The organism is Sphingomonas sp. LT1P40, from assembly GCF_036663835.1.
GTDB lineage: Bacteria > Pseudomonadota > Alphaproteobacteria > Sphingomonadales > Sphingomonadaceae > Sphingomonas.
The window spans coordinates 714,043-734,945 of sequence record NZ_JAXOJT010000001.1; the positions used below are offsets into that span (position 1 = coordinate 714,043).

At 62.9% G+C, this 20,903-nt stretch carries 17 protein-coding genes and 1 tRNA gene; 9 read left to right on the plus strand and 9 right to left on the minus strand.

Features of this window, described 5'->3' with window-relative positions; translation table 11 throughout:
• Window positions 1-16 precede the first annotated feature (16 nt).
• Window positions 17-1,375, plus strand: a complete 1,359-nt coding sequence (locus U1702_RS03350; protein ID WP_332722042.1) for an FAD/NAD(P)-binding protein — start codon at window positions 17-19, stop codon at window positions 1,373-1,375.
• 35 nt (window positions 1,376-1,410) lie between these two features.
• Here U1702_RS03350 and U1702_RS03355 read toward each other — a convergent pair whose 3' ends face one another.
• From U1702_RS03355 to U1702_RS03370, 4 genes are all read right to left on the minus strand, one after another.
• Window positions 1,411-2,187 (minus strand): transglutaminase-like domain-containing protein, encoded by a 777-nt coding sequence (locus tag U1702_RS03355; RefSeq protein ID WP_332722044.1) that lies wholly within the window; start codon window positions 2,185-2,187, stop codon window positions 1,411-1,413.
• A 75-nt stretch (window positions 2,188-2,262) separates the two neighbouring features.
• Window positions 2,263-2,859, minus strand: a complete 597-nt coding sequence (locus U1702_RS03360) for an alpha/beta hydrolase (protein WP_332722046.1) — start codon at window positions 2,857-2,859, stop codon at window positions 2,263-2,265.
• Between the two features lie 110 nt (window positions 2,860-2,969).
• Window positions 2,970-3,046 (minus strand) — tRNA-Pro (locus U1702_RS03365).
• Window positions 3,047-3,227: 181 nt separating this feature from the next.
• Complete coding sequence (locus U1702_RS03370; protein WP_332722048.1) at window positions 3,228-4,526, minus strand: FAD-dependent oxidoreductase; 1,299 nt, start codon at window positions 4,524-4,526, stop codon at window positions 3,228-3,230.
• A gap of 220 nt (window positions 4,527-4,746) precedes the next feature.
• Here U1702_RS03370 and pnuC point away from each other — a divergent pair, with 220 nt between their 5' ends.
• Together pnuC and U1702_RS03380 are read left to right on the plus strand one after the other, a co-directional pair.
• Window positions 4,747-5,316, plus strand: coding sequence for a nicotinamide riboside transporter PnuC (gene pnuC, locus U1702_RS03375; RefSeq protein ID WP_332722050.1), 570 nt, complete (start codon window positions 4,747-4,749; stop codon window positions 5,314-5,316).
• On the plus strand, window positions 5,313-5,819 hold the full coding sequence (locus U1702_RS03380) for an AAA family ATPase (RefSeq protein ID WP_332722051.1): 507 nt from the start codon (window positions 5,313-5,315) through the stop codon (window positions 5,817-5,819). The genes pnuC and U1702_RS03380 overlap by 4 nt, the downstream gene beginning before the upstream one ends.
• On the opposite strand, the gene U1702_RS03385 is transcribed toward U1702_RS03380, so the two are convergent.
• The 3 genes from U1702_RS03385 to U1702_RS03395 all read right to left on the minus strand — a co-directional run bounded on the left by U1702_RS03385 (window position 5,811) and on the right by U1702_RS03395 (window position 8,395).
• The gene (locus tag U1702_RS03385; protein ID WP_332722053.1) at window positions 5,811-6,761 is read right to left on the minus strand and encodes a YncE family protein; all 951 of its coding nucleotides are present in this window, start codon (window positions 6,759-6,761) and stop codon (window positions 5,811-5,813) included. The two genes, U1702_RS03380 and U1702_RS03385, sit on opposite strands and share 9 nt — an antisense overlap.
• Window positions 6,762-6,916: 155 nt before the next feature.
• A complete protein-coding gene (locus U1702_RS03390) occupies window positions 6,917-7,759 on the minus strand; it encodes a CsgG/HfaB family protein (protein WP_332722055.1) in 843 nt (280 codons plus the stop codon).
• Window positions 7,760-7,927: 168 nt separating this feature from the next.
• On the minus strand, window positions 7,928-8,395 hold the full coding sequence (locus U1702_RS03395) for a SixA phosphatase family protein (RefSeq protein WP_332722057.1): 468 nt from the start codon (window positions 8,393-8,395) through the stop codon (window positions 7,928-7,930).
• Window positions 8,396-8,408: 13 nt separating this feature from the next.
• On the opposite strand from U1702_RS03395, the gene U1702_RS03400 reads away from it, so the two are divergent.
• Window positions 8,409-10,646: a hypothetical protein gene (locus U1702_RS03400; RefSeq protein WP_332722059.1), complete on the plus strand. Its 2,238-nt coding sequence runs from the start codon at window positions 8,409-8,411 to the stop codon at window positions 10,644-10,646.
• Window positions 10,647-10,658: 12 nt separating this feature from the next.
• Window positions 10,659-12,467: a translation elongation factor 4 gene (lepA, locus tag U1702_RS03405; RefSeq protein WP_332722061.1), complete on the plus strand. Its 1,809-nt coding sequence runs from the start codon at window positions 10,659-10,661 to the stop codon at window positions 12,465-12,467.
• Window positions 12,468-12,471: 4 nt separating this feature from the next.
• On the opposite strand, the gene U1702_RS03410 is transcribed toward lepA, so the two are convergent.
• A complete protein-coding gene (locus tag U1702_RS03410) occupies window positions 12,472-14,772 on the minus strand; it encodes a putative bifunctional diguanylate cyclase/phosphodiesterase (RefSeq protein ID WP_332722063.1) in 2,301 nt (766 codons plus the stop codon).
• Window positions 14,769-15,332, minus strand: coding sequence for a methylamine utilization protein (locus U1702_RS03415; RefSeq protein WP_332722064.1), 564 nt, complete (start codon window positions 15,330-15,332; stop codon window positions 14,769-14,771). Before U1702_RS03415 ends, U1702_RS03410 begins: the two co-directional genes overlap by 4 nt.
• A gap of 125 nt (window positions 15,333-15,457) precedes the next feature.
• On the opposite strand from U1702_RS03415, the gene U1702_RS03420 reads away from it, so the two are divergent.
• The 4 genes from U1702_RS03420 (at window position 15,458) to U1702_RS03435 (ending at window position 20,805) form a co-directional block, all read left to right on the plus strand.
• Window positions 15,458-16,327, plus strand: a complete 870-nt coding sequence (locus U1702_RS03420) for a DUF3034 family protein (RefSeq protein WP_332722065.1) — start codon at window positions 15,458-15,460, stop codon at window positions 16,325-16,327.
• A gap of 21 nt (window positions 16,328-16,348) precedes the next feature.
• Window positions 16,349-16,846: a group I truncated hemoglobin gene (locus tag U1702_RS03425; RefSeq protein WP_332722067.1), complete on the plus strand. Its 498-nt coding sequence runs from the start codon at window positions 16,349-16,351 to the stop codon at window positions 16,844-16,846.
• Window positions 16,847-17,092: 246 nt separating this feature from the next.
• Window positions 17,093-18,940, plus strand: a complete 1,848-nt coding sequence (locus U1702_RS03430; RefSeq protein ID WP_332724553.1) for a two-component system response regulator — start codon at window positions 17,093-17,095, stop codon at window positions 18,938-18,940.
• Entirely contained in the window at window positions 18,940-20,805 is a 1,866-nt protein-coding gene (locus U1702_RS03435) for a sensor histidine kinase (RefSeq protein WP_332722069.1), read from the plus strand. Before U1702_RS03430 ends, U1702_RS03435 begins: the two co-directional genes overlap by 1 nt.
• The last annotated feature ends 98 nt before the right edge of the window (window positions 20,806-20,903 follow it).

Genomic DNA, 20,903 nt, shown 5'->3' on the forward strand with positions numbered 1-20,903 from the left:
AATACGAGATATAAGGGTGGCCGGAATCGAGCATGTCGCGATCATCGGCGCGGGCTTTTCGGGGACGTTGCAGGCGATCAACTTGCTGCGGCACAAGGGGCCGCGCGCGACGCTGATCGAGCGGGGCGCGCAGGCGGGGGAAGGGTTGGCCTATGGCGCGGCGCATCCCAGCCATGTGCTGAACGTGCGCGCTGGCAATATGAGCGCGTTTCCCGACGATCCGGGGCATTTCGTGCGCTGGCTGGAGGCGCGCGGGGTGGTGGATGCGGCGCATGTATTCGCGTCGCGCGTGACATTCGGCGTGTATCTGCGCGAGATTTTGCAGGGCGCGATCGCGCTGAGCGAGGGTCGGCTGACGGTGCACTATGGCGAAGTGGTCGATGCGGTCGAGCATGATGCGGGCGTCGCGCTGACGCTGGCGGATGGCAGCGCGTTGGCGGCGGATGGGGCGGTGTTGGCGGTCGGCAATCTGCCAACACATGATCCGCCGGGGCTGGATGCGGGGGCACTGTCGGACGATCTCTACAAGGGGGATCCGTGGGCTGGAGATGTGGCCGAGGGGCTGACGGCGGATGACACGGTGCTGGTGATCGGCACCGGGTTGACGATGGTGGACGTCGCGCTGATGCTCGACGCATGCGGCTTTACCGGACGGATCGTCGCGCTGTCGCGGCGCGGGCTGCTGCCGCGTCGGCATGCGAGCGGTGGCGAGTGGGAGCGGATCGAGGAGCGGCCTGGGACGGTCGCGTCGGCGCTGTTGGCACAGGTTCGGGCGCGGGCCGATGCGATTGGCTGGCGTGCGGCGGTGGACGAGTTGCGGCCCTTTACCCAGCCGATGTGGGCGAATGCCAGCGAGGCGGAGCGGGGGCGGTTCCTGCGGCATCTGCGCCCGTGGTGGGATGTGCATCGGCACCGGCTGGCACCGCAGGTGGCGGATCGGCTGGCGGCGATGGGCGACAGCGGACGGTTGCGCGTGGTGGCTGGCAAGACGCTCGGCTTTGCGGCGCGTGAGGGCGAGGTAGCCATGAGTTGGCGACCGCGTGGGGCGGATGCGGCGGAGACGATGAACGTGCGGCGGATCGTCAATTGTACCGGGCCGCTGGGCGATTTGTCGCGTACCGCAGATCCGTTGCTGGTGGCGCTGCGCGACCGTGGGGCGATCCGGCCCGATGCGGGTAATCTGGGGATCGACGTCAACGGCGTCGGCGAGGTGATCGACGTGAACGGGCGACCGAGCGAGCGGCTCTATGCACTCGGACCGATGACGCGCGGGGCGTTCTGGGAGATCGTCGCGGTGCCCGATATCCGGCGGCAGACATGGGATGTCGCGCGGCGGCTGTCGAATGCGCAGTGGGTGGGGGGCGAGGGGTTGTAGGCATCAAATCCTCCCCGTGTCGGGGAGGATTTGTTTCAAACCGCCGTCACCTGAACCCACTGGTTGTTGAAATCGGCGTTGCCGTAGGAGGTGAGGAACGACACGTCGGCGGCATCGCGGCCGATGCCGATCTTGGCCATGTTCGCTTCGCTGGCCATGCCGGTGGGATCGACCAGATGCCATTCATTGCCGATGAATACTTCGGCGACGGCATGGAAATCCTGTGGCTCGACACCCAGCGCATAGACGCTGGCGATGCGCGCCGGGATGCCGGAGGCGCGGGCGAGGGTGATGAGGACATGCGCGTAATCGCGGCACACGCCTTCACGCCGGACGAAGGTGTCGAGCGCGGTGGTTTCCGCCGTGCTGCTGCCCGAACTGTAGGTGAAGTTGGTTTCGATCCAGTCGCGCATCGCCATGATCCGTGCGCCGCCGTCGAGATGGTCGAATTCGGCATCGACGAACTTCTCGAACTGGTCGGACGGGCAATAGCGCGACGCCATCAGATACTGGACGGTTTCACCCGGCAGGAAACGCGGCTCGACGCGGGGGAGCGTGCTGCAATCGCGCACCAGCCGTTGAATGCTGACGGTGGCTTCGTAATCCACCGTCAGCTGCCCTTCGGCACGCAGCCAGATGCGTTCGCCGATCGCATCCTGCGCGGGGACACGGGCGAAATGCTCGCAACTGGACAGGTTGAGGTTCGCGGATTCGATGACCTGTTCGGGGATCGCAGCGGCCTCGAGCTGGATCAGGACGTCCGACGGCGTGGCGAAATTATAGTCGAGATGGGCGCGGATATGGAGTTTCATGCGCGCGCAACGAGCGACGCGCAGTTCGGTGCCCGGGTCATCAAAAAATCCTGAAATTAAATCGGTGGGAGCGCGTTAGTCTCTGCGTCCGCGCAACGCCAATGCGCGGTCGACGTCATGCGCGACGACCGCGGCGGTCAGGCGCTCGACCAGCCGCTGCGCGTTGCGCCAGGCCGGCTGGATACGCGATCGCTGGCGGTTTCCGGCGACGAGGCGGCTGCCCCAGCCATCGGCGAGCGGACCGAACGCGGCAGGGTCGCTGCCGGGCAGACGATCCGCGACGACCATCGAGGGAAAGGGCAGGGCGGTGCGGGGCGAGGCGAACTGACCGCGCCGGATATCGGCTTCGTCGGCCATGTCGGGATCGAACAACAGGGCACCCGCGACGCGCGACACATAATGCGACGGCGAGAGGCGTGCCCACCATGACGCGGCGTGACAGCCCAGACCCTCCGCCACGATCAGCACCGCGCGGTCGGCGCGCAGCACGGCGGCGTCGAGCTGCGCCGCCCAGATGCTGCGCTGTCCGGCGCGGTCGAAATCGAATGCCAGATGGCTGTCACCGGCGCTGGGCCAGCCGAATCGGGCGTTCCATGCCGGGGTCGCGCCATTGGCATCGGAAATGGTCAGGATGGAAAAGCGATCAGGCGAAGGCGCGAGAGCAAGCGTCATGGGCGAAATCCTCTTCGGTATCAAAATACGCCGAAGGCACCGGTTCGCGCAAGTTACGAATGCGCAACTTGCGCCTTCCAGTGCGAAAGCTGCGACCGGATCCTTCCAGATGGTCGGGGAGAGAGGATTCGAACCTCCGGCCCCTGCCTCCCGAAGGCAGTGCTCTACCAGGCTGAGCTACTCCCCGACGGAGTGCCGCGTCCTCGAAAAATGCCCCGGGCGGGCGGACCGGCGGTCGCTTGGAGGCGCGCGTATAACGAGGCAGTGACGGGTGTGCAAGCGGGTGGGGAAGGCTGCACTCTATCCATATGCCCTCACCCTTCCGCCGCCGTTGGCGGCTTCCTCCCTCTCCCAAGGGGAGAGGGTTTTCAGGTGCCGCGTGCTGCCAGCATGGCCTCGATGCTGGTGAATTTCTCACGCGGTGCGCCGTCGCGGGCGTTGGCGATTTCGGCGGCTTCGATCTTTTGCCAGTCGCGGAAGGTGACGACGTCCGCGCCGCGCGCCGCCAGCAGCGCGTCGAGGCCGGTGCGGCCGGCCTTGCGGCTGTCGCCGCGCGTGTCCTCGGCGATCTTTTCGATGATGGCGAAGCCGTCGGGGCGGTTGGTGCCGATCGTGCCGGTCGGGCCGCGTCGCGCCCAGCCGACGGCATAGAGGCCGGGCATCACGCGACCTTCGTCATTTGCAAAGCGCCCGGCGCGGTCGTCATAGGGGACACCGTCGATCGGCGGCGTGCGATAGCCGATACAGCTGATGACCAGGCTGGCGGGGAGGGCATAGGTCTCGCCCGTGCCGACCGCCGCGCCGCGCTCGTCCAGCCGGGTGCGTTCGACGATGACGCGCTCGACCTTGCCGTCGCCCTCGACCGCGACCGGCATGGCGAAGAAGTCGAAGACGATATGGACCGGCTTATCGACGGGCGTGGCGGCGAAGTTGCGCAGATGGGTGATCGATTTGCGCTGACCGGGCTCGAGCATCGCATCGTCGAGTTCGGGCGGGAAGTCGTCGGCCTCGACCACCGGGGCGGCGCGTTCGAGGTGGCCGAGCTCGCCCAGTTCCTTGGGCGTCATATTGATCTGATGCGGACCGCGACGGCCCAGCAGCGTGATGGTGGTGACGTGCGACGCGTCGAGCGCGGACAATGCGTGATTGACGATATCCGATCCGGCGAATTCCCCCTGTGTCTTGGCCAGCACGCGGGCGACATCCAGCGCGACATTGCCGTTGCCGATCACCACCGCGCCGGGGCCGTCGAGGGGCGGCGCGAGCGCAGCGAAATCGGGGTGGCCATTATACCAGCCGACGAACGCGGCGGAGCCGACCACGCCGGGTAAATCGGCCCCCGGCACCTCGAGCGCGCGATCGCGCGGAGCGCCGGTGGCGAGGACGACTGCATCGTAGAGTTCGAGCAGTTCTGGAATCGTCACCTGATCGCCGACCGAAATGTTGCCGACGAAGCGGACATTGTCGGTCAACGCGGTCGCTTCGTAGCGGCGTGAGACGCCCTTGATCGACTGATGATCGGGCGCGACCCCGGTGCGGATCAGGCCGAACGGCACGGGCAGGCGGTCGATGATATCGACGCGGACATCGTCCCCAAACTGCTTCTGCGCGGCTTCGGCGGTGTAATAGCCCGCCGGTCCCGATCCGATCACCGCGATATGCCGCATAGTGGCTCCTCTGCCTTTTGTTGGCGCGCCTTGCGGCGCGCGGAGGCGGCACCGGCCCGCTCCCCCACCCGGCCACCCATAGGGTACTGGCGTTGGGTGGCCGGGTGGGGGCGCGGGCCGGTGCCGCACCCTGAAACGGAAGCGTAGCGCGGATCGGGCGAAGGGCAAGCGGGTCGCATCCCTCTCGACCTTGGCGGCATCCTGCGGCAAGGGGCGCGGCGTGAACCCGATCGAGATTCTTGCGGCGCTGTTCGTGCTGACCAACATCGCGTTCGTCGCGCGGCGCAGCGTGTGGAATTATCCGTTCGGGATCGTCGCCGTGGCGCTCTACGCAAGCCTGTTTCTGGACGCGAAGCTGTACAGCGACATGCTGCTGCAGGGGTTTTTCCTGATCCTCAACCTCTATGGCTGGTTCAACTGGCGGCGGTCACAGGCCGATGTGGGTGAGGTGGTCGTGCTGGCCCTGTCATGGCAGATGCGGGCGGCGTGGATCGTCGGGTGCGGTCTGGCGATCTGGGGCTGGGGCGCGCTGATGCACCGCTTTACCGATGCATCCCTGCCGTGGTGGGATGCCGGGGTGGCGATCACCAGCGTCGCCGCGCAATTGCTGTTGTCGCGGCGCTATCTGGAGAATTGGGTGTTGTGGATCGTGGTTGATATCGTCGCGGTGCCGTTGTTCGCGGCGCGCGGGTTGTGGCTGACGTCCGGGGTTTATGCGGTGTTGCTGGGACTGGCGATCTGGGGCCTGATCGACTGGCATCGTGCGTATCGGCGGGGGATGGCGGCGTGACCCTGAAAACCATTTGCCTTCATGGCCCCGAGAGCACCGGCAAGTCCAGCATCGCGCCGCGCCTTGCCGCGCATCTGGGTGGGGAAGTGGTCGAGGAATATGGCCGCGAATATGCCGAGGCGCGTGGGATCGACTTTACGATGCGCGATCTGGTCGAGATTGCGAAGACTCACGATGCCGGAGTGCGCACGATGCTGACGGCGGGGATCGAGCCGCTGATCCTGGACACCGATCCGCTGATGACGGCGGTGTGGGCGGACATGTTGTTCGGGGAACGTGACCCGTGGTTCGACGCTTGGGTCGGGACGGCGGACCTGTATCTGTTGTTCGACATCGACTTGCCATGGGTCGCGGATGGCACGCGGATGTTCGGCACGGTCGAGGCGCGGCAGCGATTTTTCGATCTGTCAAAGGCGGAACTGGAACGGCGCGGGGTGCCGTGGGTGCTGGTGCGCGGTGAAGGCGAGGCGCGGTGGGAGAGCGTGCTGGCGGCGTTAGGGTAAAGTCGTCACCGCCAGCCCGTCGCCATTCTTGCCGACATCGATGCGGCGCAGGACCTTGCCGCTCGCCACATCGATCTCGGCGACCTGATTGCGCGCAGTCTCCGCTGCGTAAAGCTTCTGGCCGTCGTTGGACCAGATCAACGTGACCTGCGCCGTCTGGGGATCGCTGGAGACGGGGAGGGTGCGCAACACCGAATGGGTGGCGACATCGATCAGCGTCACGCTGCCCTTGTCGACATTGCTGGTGGCGACGGTCTTGCCATCGGGGCTGGCGATGACGCGGATCGCATTGCCGCCAACCGCCAGTTCGCCGATCTTCTCATAGGTTGCGGCGTCGAACACGGTCACGCGCGGCGCGGTGAGGTCGCCGACGAAGACTTTGCCGCCGGCGACCGCAATGCCCTCCGGCTTGCCGCCGGTGGTGAGGTCGCGGAGCTTGATATTGGCTTTCAGATCGAGCACGCTGACGGTGCCGGAGCCGATATTGGCGATAAAGGCGCGTTCTTCGCCCAGCAGCGCGACCATGTGCGACCCGACCTGTCCGGTGGCGATCGAGGTTATGCTGCCGTCCGGTTCGACGATGGCGACCGAATTGCTGCCCTCGGTCGTGGCGATCAGGCGCTCGCTTTTTGGCATCCAGAGCAGTCCGTGCGGGCGCTTGTTGGGGGTCAGCTGGATGGTCGCGACCTTGCCCAGCGGTGCCAGGTCGATGATGTCGATCGTCTCGCCGCCATAGGACACCACCGCCGCCTTGGTGCCGTCGCCGATCACCGCGATTTCGTGCGGCTGGGCACCGGTCGGGATTTTGGCAAGCTGTTTGCCGTCGGCGAGGTCGTAGATGCCGAACGTGTCCTCACCCTTGTTGCCGACCAGCAGCAGGTCGCGTGCGGCGGCGGGCAGCACCAGCGACAAAATGGCGGCGGCAAGGATCAGGCGGCGCATGGGTCTTTCCCGGATCGTTTCAGCCATCCTGCCCCGGCGACGCCCGAAACGCCAGACCGTGCAGGGGATTGATGGCGTGTCGTGCAGTCTCAAAGAAAAAGACCCTCCCCAACCCCTCCCGCGAAGGCGGGAGGGGCTGAAGAAAGGATTGCGTCTTACTTGCGCTTGGCGGGCGGGGCCGCAGCGGCTGCACTGTCGGGCAGGCCGCCGAGTTCGTACACCAGCTTCGTATAGGCATCGAGATAGGCGAGTACGATGACCTGGCCGATTTCGGTGTTCTGATAGCCGCCGCCACCGGCTGCGGCGATGCCGCTGCCCCAGCCGGCCGCTGCGCCGCCGCCAAAGCCGACGTCCGTCTTGCGCGCATAACCCTCGGTCAGCGCCTTTTCTTCGGTCGTGCGGGCATCGACCATCGACAGCGTGACGCTGGCTTCCTTCTTGCTGATCTTCATGCCCCCGGCGATCGCGCCGATGCCGCCGAGCACGCCGCCGCGACGGCCGAGCAGACCACCGATCCCGGCACCGACCGCGCTGCCGCCCGAATCCCTGTTACCGGAGACGATGTCGGGTTGCAGGAAATAGTCGGCGGTGCGGACCTGCCCCTTGCCGATATTCTGGCCCTTCTGCATCTCGCCCTGTTCCTGCAGCGCGCGCTCCATCGCGCGACTCTGCATCGCGCGGCCGCGATTGACCATCGTGAAGCAGCCGGACTGCTGAATGAACACCTTCAGGATCGCCTCCGGGCTGCCCAGGTTGAATTCACGCCACCATTGATTGTCCGGCTCGACGATGGCGACGGTGCCGAGGTTGCGGGTGCAGCGCGGAATATCGCGCTGGCCGCGTTCCTGATCGCGGCGGCCCGACGATGCGCCCTTGGTCGTGCCGTCACGATAGGTTTTGCCTGACGACGAGGTCGCGGTCTGTGCCGAAGCAGCGATGGGACCGGCAGCCATTCCGGCAAGCGCGGTGGCGGCGACGAGATTCCGAACGATACGCATGAATATTCCTCCCTTGGCGGGGCGACGCCCCGAAGCCGTGCTGACGATTCTGCCGCAGCAGACACCATCCAACCACTGATACGCTCTGACACTTTGAAGGCTTGCGCCCTCCCCTGAGACGGGTCTTACCAAAACCATTACGGGGACGTCATGCGAAATATGCGGGGGTTAGGGATTGATCTTGGCGCGTTTCGACTTGCCGCCGCGCACGGTCCAGACGTCACCGAAATCCTCGTGCCTCAGATCGGCGGGGCGGGTGCCGCCGAGCTGCTCGACGATATCGGGGACGGTGTTGCTGTGGCCGACGATCAGCACGGGGATTTTAGCGGCCTTTGCGCGCGCGACGATTGCGGGCGAACCCTTGGGATCATAGGTTTCGACGGTGACGCCTTTGGCCGCGGCGAGCGGGGCGGCGGTCTGGCGGGTGCGTTTATAGTCGCTGACATAGATCGCCTTGAGCTTCTTGCCCCTGAACCATTTGGCCAGCTTTTCTGCGCGGGTCTTGCCGGCGGGGAGGAGATTGGGATCACGTTCGCCCGCCGGAGTGTCGAAATGGCGGACGACATAGATTGGCGGGTCCTTTACCAGCGCGGGAGCGGCGATCAGGCAGGCGAGAAGGACGAGGAGAGTAGGCATAGTCGAGGGTGGCGTGCTTATCGATAAGATGCAACTCGATTTCCTGACTGGCATTCGAGCAATGGCGCAGTCGGTTAAAGATAGAGAAAGGGAGTATTCATTGGCCGATCCTTTTACGTTGACGAGTATTGCAGCAGGTTGTGTCTGGGGACTGATCGGCAATCGTGCAGATGCAGCAGCGATGGCCGGCGGGCGCAAACTAGCGAGCGCTTTGAAGCGCACACAGACTCCGAAGAACCATGATGTGCTGCGTGCGACCCATGACGCTTGGCTCAAATCGGTTCAGATCATGGCAGGCTTAGCCAAACGTGCGGCAATGTCTCCAGAAGATTACAGAGCCTTGAAGGCGCTGAAGAAAGCCGTCCGCGATCCGGCGTTGACGGCATTTCGCGTCGAGGGGGATCACTTCCCTGAAGCCGAACTGACGCGTTTGATAGAGAATATCTATTGTGAGGACGCCGATCCAGATGCCGTAGTTGTTGAGCTAGTGATTGAACGAATAGAAGGGGTAATGGGCGAGCCCTTGACCGACGAGCTACGTACAGTGTTTCGTAAAGGCCATGCGAGCAAGCCAGGTTGGGCGGCGACCTTTGTCCTCTTTTTTTCCCGAGAGGTCAGCGACAAGGGCGAAGTGTTTCGTACCCTTGCATTCGAGCGGTTGAACGAGGTAACGGCACTTGCGATGCAACAGTCCATCGTGCTTGCGGAAATGGACGAAGAGCTTGCCGAATTACGGTCCGAAGCTCGAGAAAATCACAGTGAAGTGACGGCGTTATTGCGCCAAGTAATATTAAATCAGGGTGTGGGTGAGCAGGCTTCGTTCGAAGTGTTGCGCTCTCTGGCCGATGCGTATGGTGAGGAGAGCCATATCGACAATATTGAGAATCTCCGGGAGTATTTGCTCAAGAAAGTTACCGAATGGCGAGAGCAGCGCGTTAGGATAGCGGGAATCGAAGCCGATGGTCGAAATGATGATCTGCTTGCTCAAGCAAAGTTTGAAACGGATAAAGGAAATTTTTCCCAAGTAGATATATTATTTGGTGAAATAATCGACAATTTAAAGAAAAAAGATAGAATTATTCAGTCAGAAATTTTATCACATACTGTAGTGCGTGCAGAGAATGCTAAACTATCAGGAAAATATATTGAATCAATTGCATTGTATGACGATGCTACAAAATACTCATCGTCGGAATATGTAACTATCGATCTAAAATTTAGCGCTGCATATATATACTACGAACTTTCTCAAACAAATCTCGACGAAATTATCAGGAAAGAATGCATTTCACGCTGGAGGGATTTGCGTCGGCATTGCTTGAAATATCCTGAAAGGGCGCATGAGGTTGAAAATCAACTTTCAATATGCCTAATGAATACAGGTGGAGTTTCATCACTTTATGAAATTAATGAATCTATTGATATACTGAATAATCTAGAAATTTTATACAAATCGGTAGATTTAAAAAAATGGTGCAATATCAAGGCAAACTTAGGGATTGCGTATAGAAGGCGATCTACCCTGTCATATGACAGGGGTGATTTGCTTGAATCAATACGTAACCTGCGAGAGGCTATTGTAGTTGCAGAAGATGTAGAAAAAACTATTGCAGTTAATAATTACGAGAATTTGGGTAACGCGCTGAGAACGTACGGAGACTATCAAGGCAACTCAGATAGTTTCGTTGAAGCTATGAAATGGTATGAAAAGCTTCTTGCGTCATATGGAGAAAGTGGTCCGCCTAGGAGGCTGTGCTCTCTTTACAATAACATGGGAATCGGATTTTTCTCATTGGGAGAAAAGAGTAATAGCATAATTCTTCTAAGAAAATCAGTGATATGTTTGTCAGAGTCAAGGGCAATTGCTAAATCTATGGGATCAGATCTGTTACAAATGCAGGCTATGTCTAATATGATGATGCCGTGGCGCTCGATTGGATTTTTAAGAAAGAGCAGGAGGTGTCTAGATATTTCTATAGCCTATGGCAGCCACGCTCTGCAATTAGCTGGCCCTGATTCCCGAACTATCAACGTAGGACAGATTTTTGCGATGATTGGGTTAGCGCATTTGCAAATAGCTCAGACTTTCGGGAAAATATTTTCAGCCAAGGAAGCTGAACGAAATTTCAAGGTCGCACTCGATATTTTTCAGGAACATGCGGCAATCGCACACATCGGCCATCAGGAACGTAATCTGCAGCAGGTTCGGGCGCTATTGGGTCATCTAGGCAGCCGCCGTTCCCCCTGCTAACGCGCGCGGTCTATGGCCACCGAACTTTCCCGCATCCGTAACTTTTCGATCATCGCGCATATCGATCACGGCAAATCCACGCTGGCCGACCGGCTGATCCAGCGCACCGGCGGGCTGACCGCGCGTGAAATGTCCGAGCAGGTGCTCGACAATATGGACATCGAGAAGGAACGCGGCATCACGATCAAGGCGCAGACCGTGCGCCTGGACTGGAAGGGGCCGGATGGGCTGGATTATGTCCTCAACCTGATGGACACGCCGGGGCATGTCGATTTCGCGTATGAAGTGAGCCGGTCGCTGGCGGCGTGCGAAGGCGCGCTGCTGGTTGTGGACGCGGCGCAGGGGGTCGAGGCACAGACGTTGGCGAACGTCTATCAGTCGATCGAGCACGACCATGAGATCGTGCCGGTCATCAACAAGATCGACCTGCCGTCGGCCGAGCCGGAAAAGGTGCGGCACGAGATCGAGGAGATCATTGGCATCGACGCATCGGGCGCCGTGCTGGCGAGCGCCAAGTCAGGCATCGGGATCGAGGAGATCCTGAACGCCGTGGTCGAGCGGATTCCGCCGCCCAAGGGCGATATCGACGCGCCGCTGAAGGCGATGCTGGTGGACAGCTGGTATGACCCGTATCTGGGCGTCGTCATCCTGATCCGCGTGATCGACGGGGTCATCAAAAAGGGTCAGCAGGTCAAGTTCATGGCGGCGGGGACGACGCATCTGGTTGATCGCGTCGGTGCGTTTCGGCCGAAGATCGAGAATCTGCCGGACCTCGGCCCCGGCGAGATCGGGTTCATTACGGCGCAGATCAAGGAAGTGGCGCAGGCGCGGGTCGGCGATACGCTGACCGATGCCAAGCGGCCGGCATTGCAGGCGCTGGAGGGCTTCAAGGAAGTCCAGCCGGTCGTTTTCTGTGGCCTGTTCCCGGTCGATGCGGCGGATTTCGAGAAACTGCGGGAGAGCATTTCGCGGCTGCGGCTGAACGACGCCAGCTTCTCGTTCGAGATGGAGACGTCGGCGGCGCTGGGCTTTGGTTTCCGCTGCGGGTTCCTCGGGCTGTTGCATCTTGAGATCATTCAGGAGCGGCTGACGCGCGAATATGACCTCGACCTGATCACCACCGCACCGTCGGTGGTGTACCAGATCGACCTGACGCATGGCGCGGGGCATATCGAGCTGCACAACCCGGCCGACATGCCCGAGCCGAACAAGATCGAGAGCATATCGGAGCCGTGGATTCAGGCGGTGATCTATGTGCCCGACGAGTATCTGGGATCGATCCTGAAGCTGTGCCAGGATCGGCGAGGCATTCAGAAGAACCTGACTTATGTCGGCGGGCGGGCGCAGGCGACGTACGAGCTGCCGCTCAACGAAGTGGTTTTCGACTTCTACGACCGGCTGAAGTCGCTGTCGAAGGGGTATGCCAGCTTCGATTACGAGCAGATCGGCTATCGTGAGGGCGATCTGGTCAAGATGGGCATCCTGGTCAACGAGGAGCCGGTCGATGCGCTGAGCATGATCGTCCACCGCGCTACGGCCGAGGTGCGCGGGCGCGGGATGGTAGAGCGGCTGAAGGAACTGATCCCGCGGCATCTGTTCAAGATCCCGATCCAGGCGGCGATCGGCGGCAAGGTGATCGCGCGCGAGACGATCAGCGCGATGCGTAAGGACGTGACCGCCAAATGCTATGGCGGCGACGCGACGCGCAAGCGCAAGCTGCTGGACAAGCAGAAGAAGGGCAAGGCGAAGATGCGCGAATATGGGAGCGTGAGCATCCCGCAGGAGGCGTTCATCGCGGCGTTACGGATGGGGGAGGAGTAGGGGGCTAGGCCGCCGCCTGTTCCCTTGCCCCGTCCGCCAGCATCGCCGTCACTGCCTCCGGCGTGATCGGGCGGCTGAAGTAGAAGCCCTGGATGTGGCTGCAACCCTGTTCGCGCAGGATATCCATCTGCTCGACATGCTCGACCCCCTCGGCGGTGGTTTCCATGCCGAGCGCTTCGGCGAGGCTGGTGATCGATTTGATGATCGCGGTCGCGCTGTCGCTGCCGAGCAGGTCCATGATGAAGCTGCGGTCGATCTTGATCTTGTCGAACGGGAAGCTGCGCAGATAGCTGAGCGAGGAATAGCCAGTGCCGAAATCGTCGAGCGCCACGCGAACGCCCAGCGCGCGCAGGCTGTGGAGCGAAGACAAAGTCGCCTCGACATTGTCGATGAACAGGCTTTCGGTGATCTCCAGCTCAAGCCGTCCGGGTGGCAGGCCGCTTTCGCTCAGCGCCTGAAGAATCACGCTGTTCAGCCCCGGATTGCGGAACTGGACGGCGGAGACGTTGACCGCGATGCGGACATGGTCGGGCCAACTGCGCGCGGTGCGGCATGCCTCGCGGATCACCCATTCGCCGATCGGGATGATCAGGCCGGTATCCTCGGCCAGCGGGATGAAATCGACCGGCGACACCGACCCACGCACGGGGTGGTTCCAGCGCAACAACGCCTCGAACGCCGACACACGACCCTCGTTGAGGTTGAACAGCGGCTGATACATCAGCGACAATTCGCCGTTCTGGATAGCGTCGTGCAGGTCGAGCTCCATTTGGCGACGCGCCTGTGCCTCGGCATCCATCGCACTCTCGAAGAAGCGGAAGCCGCCGCGCCCGTCATGCTTGGCGCGGTAAAGTGCGAGGTCGGCATTCTTGACCAGCGCAACCGGATCGTTGCCGTCCACGCCGAGCACGGCGATGCCGATGCTGGTGCCCGGCACGATGCGGTGGCCGTTAACGTGGCACGGCTTGGCGACGGCGCGGATCAGTTCGCTGGCGCTGCGGTCGAGCGATCCGGTGCTGTCGTCGATGACGATGGCAAATTCGTCCCCGCCCAGCCGCGCGACGAATCCGCCATTGGCAAAGGCGGTGAGGCGTTCGGCGATCTCGCACAGCAATGCGTCGCCCGTCGGATGGCCGAGCGTGTCGTTGACGACCTTGAAATTGTCGAGATCGAGGCAGAACAGCGCGCGTTTCGTCGATCCGCTGTCCCGCGACAGCACGGTCGTCAGATGTTCGCGCAGCAGCGTGCGGTTGGCGAGGCCGGTCAGCGAATCGTGCAGCGCCATATGCGTGATCTGGCGCTCGCGTTCGCCGATATCGTCGACCATGCGGTTGAAACTGGCGGCGAGGGTGCCGATTTCGTCGGAAGTCTCGACCGCGACCTGCGCATATTCGCCCTGCGACACGCGACGCGCGGCGGCGTCGAGCGCGGCGATCGGGCGGCTGAGGCGGCGGGCGAGCAGCCAGCTGCCCGCGACCGCGATCAGCACGCCGATCAGGCCGCACGCGGCGAGCTGCCACAACATCGGTGTGTAAGCAGCGAGCGCGCGCGTGAGGCTGTGCTCCAGCAACAGGATTTGCGGTGCGGCGGCGTCGAATGACTGGATCGGGCGTGCGCGGATGAGAACGCGCTCCCCGCTCACGCTGCGTTCGGTGGCGGCGGCGGTGGCATGGGGCTGAACACCGGCGGGGAGTTCGGCGGCGGATACGATGCGCGGCTTCAGTTCGATCGCGGAAAGGCGCGAAAGGTTCGCCATCTCGCGCGCGTCGAGCGCGTTGCCCAGCACGAGCCAACCAACGGTAACCGGCACATCGACCGAAGCAGCGGCGGCGTTGAAGCGACGGTCGCCGAGCAGCAGCACGCCGCGCGTCGCGCCATTGTCGAGCGAGGCGCGCAGGGTTTCGGCATCCTTCGCGGAGAGCGTGCCGCGATAGCCCGCGACCTGTCCCTCGCTGCTGACGAAAAACGCCTGACTGAGGCCAAGGCGGCTGCGCAGGCTATCGAGCGCGGATTCGATCGTCGGCTTGTCGTCGGTGGCGATGGCGGAGCGGAAGCCGAAATCGGCGGCGAGCACGCGGCCGGCATCGCCGAGCTGGTCGTAACGGGTTGCGGCGACGCGGTCGAACACCTTGCCGCCCGCCTCCATCTCGCCCGCGATCATGCGTTCGGCATAGCTGGTGATGCCGACCTTCGCGCCACCAAGCACCAGGATTGTCGCCGCGGCGAACAGCGCTGCATAGAACAGCGTCAACTTGGCCGAGAGCGACCCCAGCACGAACCGGCGCAGGCGTGCGATTAGGTTCATTTCAGCGAAACCGTAATCAGCTTGGACAGATCACCGGCGGTGACGTCGAGGTCGAGGGTCGATTCCTGGTCCTTTGCCCGCATCCGGGGATGCCACACCGTGATCCGCGTGCGTCCGGCGGGGACGCTGGCGATCACTGTCGCACCGTCGCCCGCGGTCTTGTTGGCATAGGGCGTGTCGACGACCTTGATGAACCCGGTCATCGCATCGTGGATGTTGCAACCGATGGCGACCGCGCCTGCCGTCTTGAACGTATAGCTGCGGCTCTCGTCGCGGCCGAACAGCTTGATCTCGAACTTCGCCGCCTTTGAGAAGGAATAGACGTGGTGGCGGACCTTGTCGAAATTGGGGAAAGTCACGACGGCCCCGACCGGTATGATCAGCACATGCGGATCGAACTGGACATTGCGCTGCGTCATCGCCGCTGCCCATGGGAATTTGAACGACCCGGCTGCGGCGGGCCGCGCCGTGTGGATCGTGACCACCGCATCCCTGACCGGCGCACCGGTGCCATCGACGATGCGGAGGCGGACATCGCCCGCATGGGCCGGCACAGCCATCAATAGGGCGGTGCAGAATGTAATCGGCAGTTTCATGCGCCGTGTTTGCGCGCCAAGGGGCGAAGACTTCGTAAACTTTATCCGTAATGGACTGATTATTAACCAACTTCGATTAGCCGGGGGGCATGACCAGCATACGCCTTACGCTCACCGCATCCGCCTGCCTGCTCCCCCTCGCCGCACAGGCGCAGGAAATCGGGGAGGGTGGGAAGTTGATCCTGACCAACGGCATCTCGACGATCGAGGGCGCGTCCGGCGGTGGCCTGACCCCATGGGCGACGATCGCGGGCAACGGAACCGAGGACGGGATCGGCGTGCAGGCGTCCGCCACCGTCGCCGAACTGGCCGATTACGACTTTCGTAGCTTCTCCGTCGCGGTCGGCGCGTTCGACCGGGTCGAGCTGAGCTATGCGCGGCAGATTTTCGACACCAACAAAATCGGCGGCGCACTGGGCATCGGTAACGACTATAAATTCGATCAGGATGTTTACGGCATCAAGCTGCGCATCGCGGGCGATGTCGTTTACGGTCCCGAATGGATGCCTGCCATCGTCGTCGGCGCGCAGTACAAGAAGAGCCTCGACGGGGCGCTGGTGCGGGCGCTTGGCGCTGCGGACGACGAGGGCATCGACGTCTATGCCAGCGCGACGAAACTGTTCCTGCGCCATTCGGTGCTCGCCAATGTGACGGTGCGCGCGACCAAAGCCAATCAGCTCGGCCTGCTGGGGCATGGCGGCGACAAAAGCGACAAACATTCGATCCAGGTAGAGGGGTCGCTGGCATATCAACTGTCACGCAAGCTGGTGGTGGGGGCGGAGGTCCGCACCAAGCCCGACAATCTGGGCATCGCGCGCGAGGATGCGTGGTTCGACGGCTTCGTCGCCTATGCAATAAACCGCCACATCACCGCGACCATCGCCTATACCGACCTTGGCTCGATCGCCACGATCAAGGGCCAGCGCGGCGTGCTATTCCAGCTGCAGGGCAGTTTCTGATTCTCTTTCCGGAGCCAATCCATGTCGATCGCCGCGCTGTTGCTTTTCGCCGCACCTCTGACGTCCGTTCAGGAAACCCCGCCGCCCTATGCGGTGCCCGGCGAGGAAGCGGTCGATCCCTATAAGGTCGATCCCGCCAATGCCGGCGCGCGCGCGTTCGAGGGCGATGCGATGGCGAAGGCGTTTGGCGGGCAGCCGGGAATTCGCAAGATCGTCGATCGCCTGCTCGACGCCAGCTTTGCCGACCCGAAGATCGGCGAGGTGTTCAAACCGTTCGATCGCGTCCGGCTGTCGCGCACGCTGTTCGAGCAATTCTGTTTCATCCTCAACGCGGGCTGCGTTTACACCGGCCGCGACATGCGCACGTCGCACAAGGACATGGGCGTGACGCAGGCGAACATGAATCGCCTGGTCGAGCTGCTACAGGATGCGATGAAGGCAGAGGGCGTGCCGTTCGCGGCGCAGAACCGCTTCCTGTCGAAGCTGGCACCCATGCGCGGCGATGTCGTGAAGCAATAGAGTATCTGATTTCGACCGTAGTTCGACCCCATCGATTGCGGCATCAGACGGATGTGCGGTGACGCATTCATCCCCTCCTGAACTCCGGGGCGTCGAGACAAGGTCTCGGCGCCCCTTTTTCGATCCGGAGCGGATCGGTTTTCATTAACCCTTTTACCGGCCCTTAACCCTGTCCGCTTACGCCGGAGTAATGTGGAATTGGGGGATCACGTCTTGCGCATTCTGATCGTGGACGACGAGCCGGGCATGCACGAATCCTATCGCCAGTGCTTCAAGCAGCGCGGCGGCGGGGGCGGTGCCGCGTTAGACGCGATGGCAGCGGAGCTGTTCGGCGACGATGAGCCTGTCGCCGTCGCGGACGAAGCGATCGAATTCAACGCGAAACACTGCATGCAGGGGCTGGACGGCGTCGAGGCGGTTGCCGCGTCGCTGAAGAGCGGCGAGCGGTTCGCGGTCGCATTCATCGACGTGCGCATGCCACCGGGTATTGACGGCAAGGAGACGGCGAAGCGCATCCGCGCGCTCGATCCCGACATCAATCTGGTCATCGTCACTGGCTTTTCCGACTTCTCCCCGATCGAGATCAGCCGCGCGGCCGGTCCCGCCGACAAGATATTCTACATCGCCAAGCCGTTTCAGGCCGAAGAGGTCGTGCAGACCGCGACCGCGCTGAGCCATCGCTGGCAGGTCGACCGCGAGCTGGCGGAGGCGATGGTGTTGTTGCGGGAGCAGAAGGCCGAGCTGGCCGCGAACGAGAGCAAGGCCACGCACCTCGCCAATCACGACAGCCTCACCGATGCGCCCAATCGCTTGGCCTTCATGCGTGCGCTGACCGATTACGTGCGCGGCCCCGAAACCTTTGCGATGGCGATGATGGATCTCGACCGGTTCAAGCTGGTCAACGACACGTTCGGCCATCTGGCTGGCGACGAGCTGATCCGCATGGTGTGCGACAAGATCGAGGGCGCGGTGCCGCCGGGCGGCTTTGTCGCACGGCTGGGCGGAGACGAATTCGCGGTGCTGATGAAGGTGGCCGGCGAAGGCGACGCGGTGGCTGCGACCGAGCGGTTGCTGCTGGCCTGTGCCACGACCTTTACCGTTTTCGGTCATTCGGTGCAGGGATCGGCTTCGGCCGGGCTGGTGGTCGTGCCCCCGGGCATGCAGCACGATCCGATCGACGTGATGCGTCGCGCCGATCTGGCGCTCAACGAGTCCAAGAAATCCGGGCGCGGCGTGGTGCGCGTGTTCGATGAGAGCATGGATGAATCGATCCGCTTTCGCCGCCTGATCGAGGGTGGGCTGAGCCAGGCGATCGCCAATGGCGAGCTGCGGCTGGTCTATCAGCCGATCGTTGCGCGCGACAAACTGGAAGTGGTCGCATTCGAGGCGCTGCTGCGCTGGACCAGCCCGGAATATGGCAATATCTCGCCCGGCCTGTTCATTCCCATCGCCGAGGAATCGAACCTGATCCACGAGCTGGGCGACTGGGTGCTGGACGAGGCGCTGACGATGCTGTCGAAATGGCCGGGGCAATATGTCTCGGTCAACTTCTCGCCGCGCCAGTTTCGCCGTCAGAACTTCGTCGGCCATGTCGTGGAACGCGTGCAGCGTGCGGGGATCGAGCCGCGCCGCGTGCAGATCGAGATCACCGAAACGGCGATCTTCGACAATGCCGAGCATGCCGCGGAGACGCTGTACAAGTTGCGTCAGATGGGGTTCCGCATCGCGCTAGACGATTTCGGCACGGGTTATTCGAGCCTCTACAATATCCGCAAATTCGCGCTGGATTGCCTCAAGATCGACCGCAGCTTCATCGACGGGATGGGCCGCGAGCGGGAGAGCGCCGCGATCGTCCATTCGATCATCCATCTTGGCCGTGCGCTGGGCATGGAAGTGGTGGCGGAGGGCGTCGAGACGGAGGCGCATCTGCAAGCGCTGCGGCTCGCCGGATGCAGCCATTATCAGGGCTATTACCTCGCACGACCGCTGGAGGCCGATGTGGCGACCGATGTCGCGCAGGAACGCTTCATGGCACCCGATGAGGATGTCGTCGCGGTCGAAGCGGCGGTGCCGGGTAACGGCACGCACGGCTGATGCAAGTCCTTCGCGCCGCATTCGCACGGCTGCGTAGCCGCATTCCCGCATCGCTTGGGGCCAAGCTGGTTGCGATCCTGACCGGGATCGGGCTGCTGGGCGCAGGCGCCGTGGCACTGTTGCTGGCACTCGTCATCACGCCCGGATTCGACCAGCTGGAACAGGCGGCGGTCGACGGCCATGTCGAACGCACCCGCGCCGCGCTGTCCGAATATGCGTCCAAGGTCCAGGCGTCAGTGCGCGACTATGGCGACTGGAACGAGAGCTATACCTATATGGCCGCGCCCAACCGCGCGTTCGAGGAGGATAGTTTCGCCACCTCCGCGATGGTCAATCTGGGCGTCAACGGCATGGCCTATGTCACGCCCGCCGGCAAAGTGGTGATCGCGCGCTGGCTGAATATCGACAATGGCCGCGACCAGCCGGCGATGCGCGCGCGGCTGCTGGATGCGATCGGCAAGATCGATTTCGCCAAGGCGCTGGCACAGGACAATTCGGCGAGCTTCTATGTCCGGCTGGGCGATCATATCGCCGCCATCGGCATTGCGCAGGTGCGCCGCACCGACGGCACCGGACCCGCGCGCGGGCATGTCGTCATGGCGCGCCTGATTACCTCGGCGCAGCTATCGACACTGCTTCAGGTCAAGGCGACGCTGGACGTGCCGCATCCGGTGCCAGACGCCACGGTCGTGCGGCACGAGAATACGCTGGCCGTCGCGGTGCCCGTGCGCGGCGCGGATGGCCTGCCGGTGGCGAGTGCGACGTATCAGGTGCCACGCGACCTGTCGGCGCTCGGCCGCAACATGCTGTTGCTCGCGGTGGGGGGCACGACCTTGCTGTTGCTTGTGGTGATGGCGGTGCTGAGCATGATGATCGTGCGGCTGGTGCTGCGTCCGCTAAACCGGGTCGAGCGGCATATGGGCGTGGTGCGCGGATCGGGCAATCTGGTGCCGCTGGCGGAGGCGCCGCGACAGGACGAGATCGGTAGCCTGGTGACCAGCTTCAACGCGATGCTCAGCCAGTTGCGCGACCTGCGCGAACAGGTCGAGGCACAGTCGTTCAAGCTGGGCCAGTCCGAAAGCGCGGTGGCGGTGATGCACAATGTCCGCAACGCGCTCAATCCGATCAGCACGGTGCTCAGCCAGGGGCTTGCACAGGGGCCGTCGGCGGATCGCGCGCTGCTCGACCGGGCACTGGCTGAACTGGCCGATGAGAGCATTCCGGCGGTGCGCCGCCAAAAGCTCGCCGCCTTCCTCGCCGCCGCGTTCGAGGGCGAATTGCGTGCGCGGGAGGATCGCAAGGAACAACTGTCGATAGGCCGCGACGCGCTGCACAATGTGCTGGAGATCATCGGCGGGCAGCAGGAACAGGCGCATGAGCGTCCGCCGCTCGACACCTGCGACGTGACCGATCTGGTGGCCCGCAACGCGACGATCGCACGCTATTCGGGGATCGCGTCGATCGCGTTCAACTTCCCGTCACAGCCGCACTGGGTGCTGGCGAACCGCGTGCTGCTGAGCCAGGTGATCGGCAATCTATTTTCCAACGCGGCTGAGGCAATCGCTGCAACGGGCCGGGACGGGGGCAGTATTTCGGTGACCATCCACGACCTCGACGGCGGGGTCGAGGTGATGATCCGCGACGATGGCGAAGGCTTCGATCCCGAAGGCGCGCCGCAGCTGTTCCAGCGCGGCTTTTCGACGCGGGCGCATAAATCGGGCGGGCTGGGCCTGCACTGGTGCGCCAATTCGATGGTGGCGATGGGTGGCACCCTGACGTTGCGCAGCGAGGGCGTTGGGCATGGCGCACGCGCGATCCTGCATTTGCAGGCGTCGGATGCGATGAAGGCGGGGATGGCGGCGTAAGGTCGAGCCGTGACCGGTTTCGTCACTGTGGCGTTCAGAAATGTGCGCTAATGTGGCGCAATGATCCTACGCCTCACGCTTGCCGCCGCGATTGCGGC

Coding starts and splice junctions, on each gene's coding strand:
- U1702_RS03425 (WP_332722067.1), top strand. CDS start 16,349: ATGTCGATCGCCGCGCTGTTGCTTTTCGCCGCACCTCTGACGTCCGTT.
- U1702_RS03355 (WP_332722044.1), bottom strand. CDS start 2,187: ATGAAACTCCATATCCGCGCCCATCTCGACTATAATTTCGCCACGCCG.
- U1702_RS03420 (WP_332722065.1), top strand. CDS start 15,458: ATGACCAGCATACGCCTTACGCTCACCGCATCCGCCTGCCTGCTCCCC.
- U1702_RS03360 (WP_332722046.1), bottom strand. CDS start 2,859: ATGACGCTTGCTCTCGCGCCTTCGCCTGATCGCTTTTCCATCCTGACC.
- lepA (WP_332722061.1), top strand. CDS start 10,659: ATGGCCACCGAACTTTCCCGCATCCGTAACTTTTCGATCATCGCGCAT.
- U1702_RS03410 (WP_332722063.1), bottom strand. CDS start 14,772: ATGAACCTAATCGCACGCCTGCGCCGGTTCGTGCTGGGGTCGCTCTCG.
- U1702_RS03435 (WP_332722069.1), top strand. CDS start 18,940: ATGCAAGTCCTTCGCGCCGCATTCGCACGGCTGCGTAGCCGCATTCCC.
- U1702_RS03385 (WP_332722053.1), bottom strand. CDS start 6,761: ATGCGCCGCCTGATCCTTGCCGCCGCCATTTTGTCGCTGGTGCTGCCC.
- U1702_RS03395 (WP_332722057.1), bottom strand. CDS start 8,395: ATGCCTACTCTCCTCGTCCTTCTCGCCTGCCTGATCGCCGCTCCCGCG.
- U1702_RS03390 (WP_332722055.1), bottom strand. CDS start 7,759: ATGCGTATCGTTCGGAATCTCGTCGCCGCCACCGCGCTTGCCGGAATG.
- U1702_RS03430 (WP_332724553.1), top strand. CDS start 17,093: ATGCACGAATCCTATCGCCAGTGCTTCAAGCAGCGCGGCGGCGGGGGC.
- U1702_RS03370 (WP_332722048.1), bottom strand. CDS start 4,526: ATGCGGCATATCGCGGTGATCGGATCGGGACCGGCGGGCTATTACACC.
- U1702_RS03415 (WP_332722064.1), bottom strand. CDS start 15,332: ATGGCTGTGCCGGCCCATGCGGGCGATGTCCGCCTCCGCATCGTCGAT.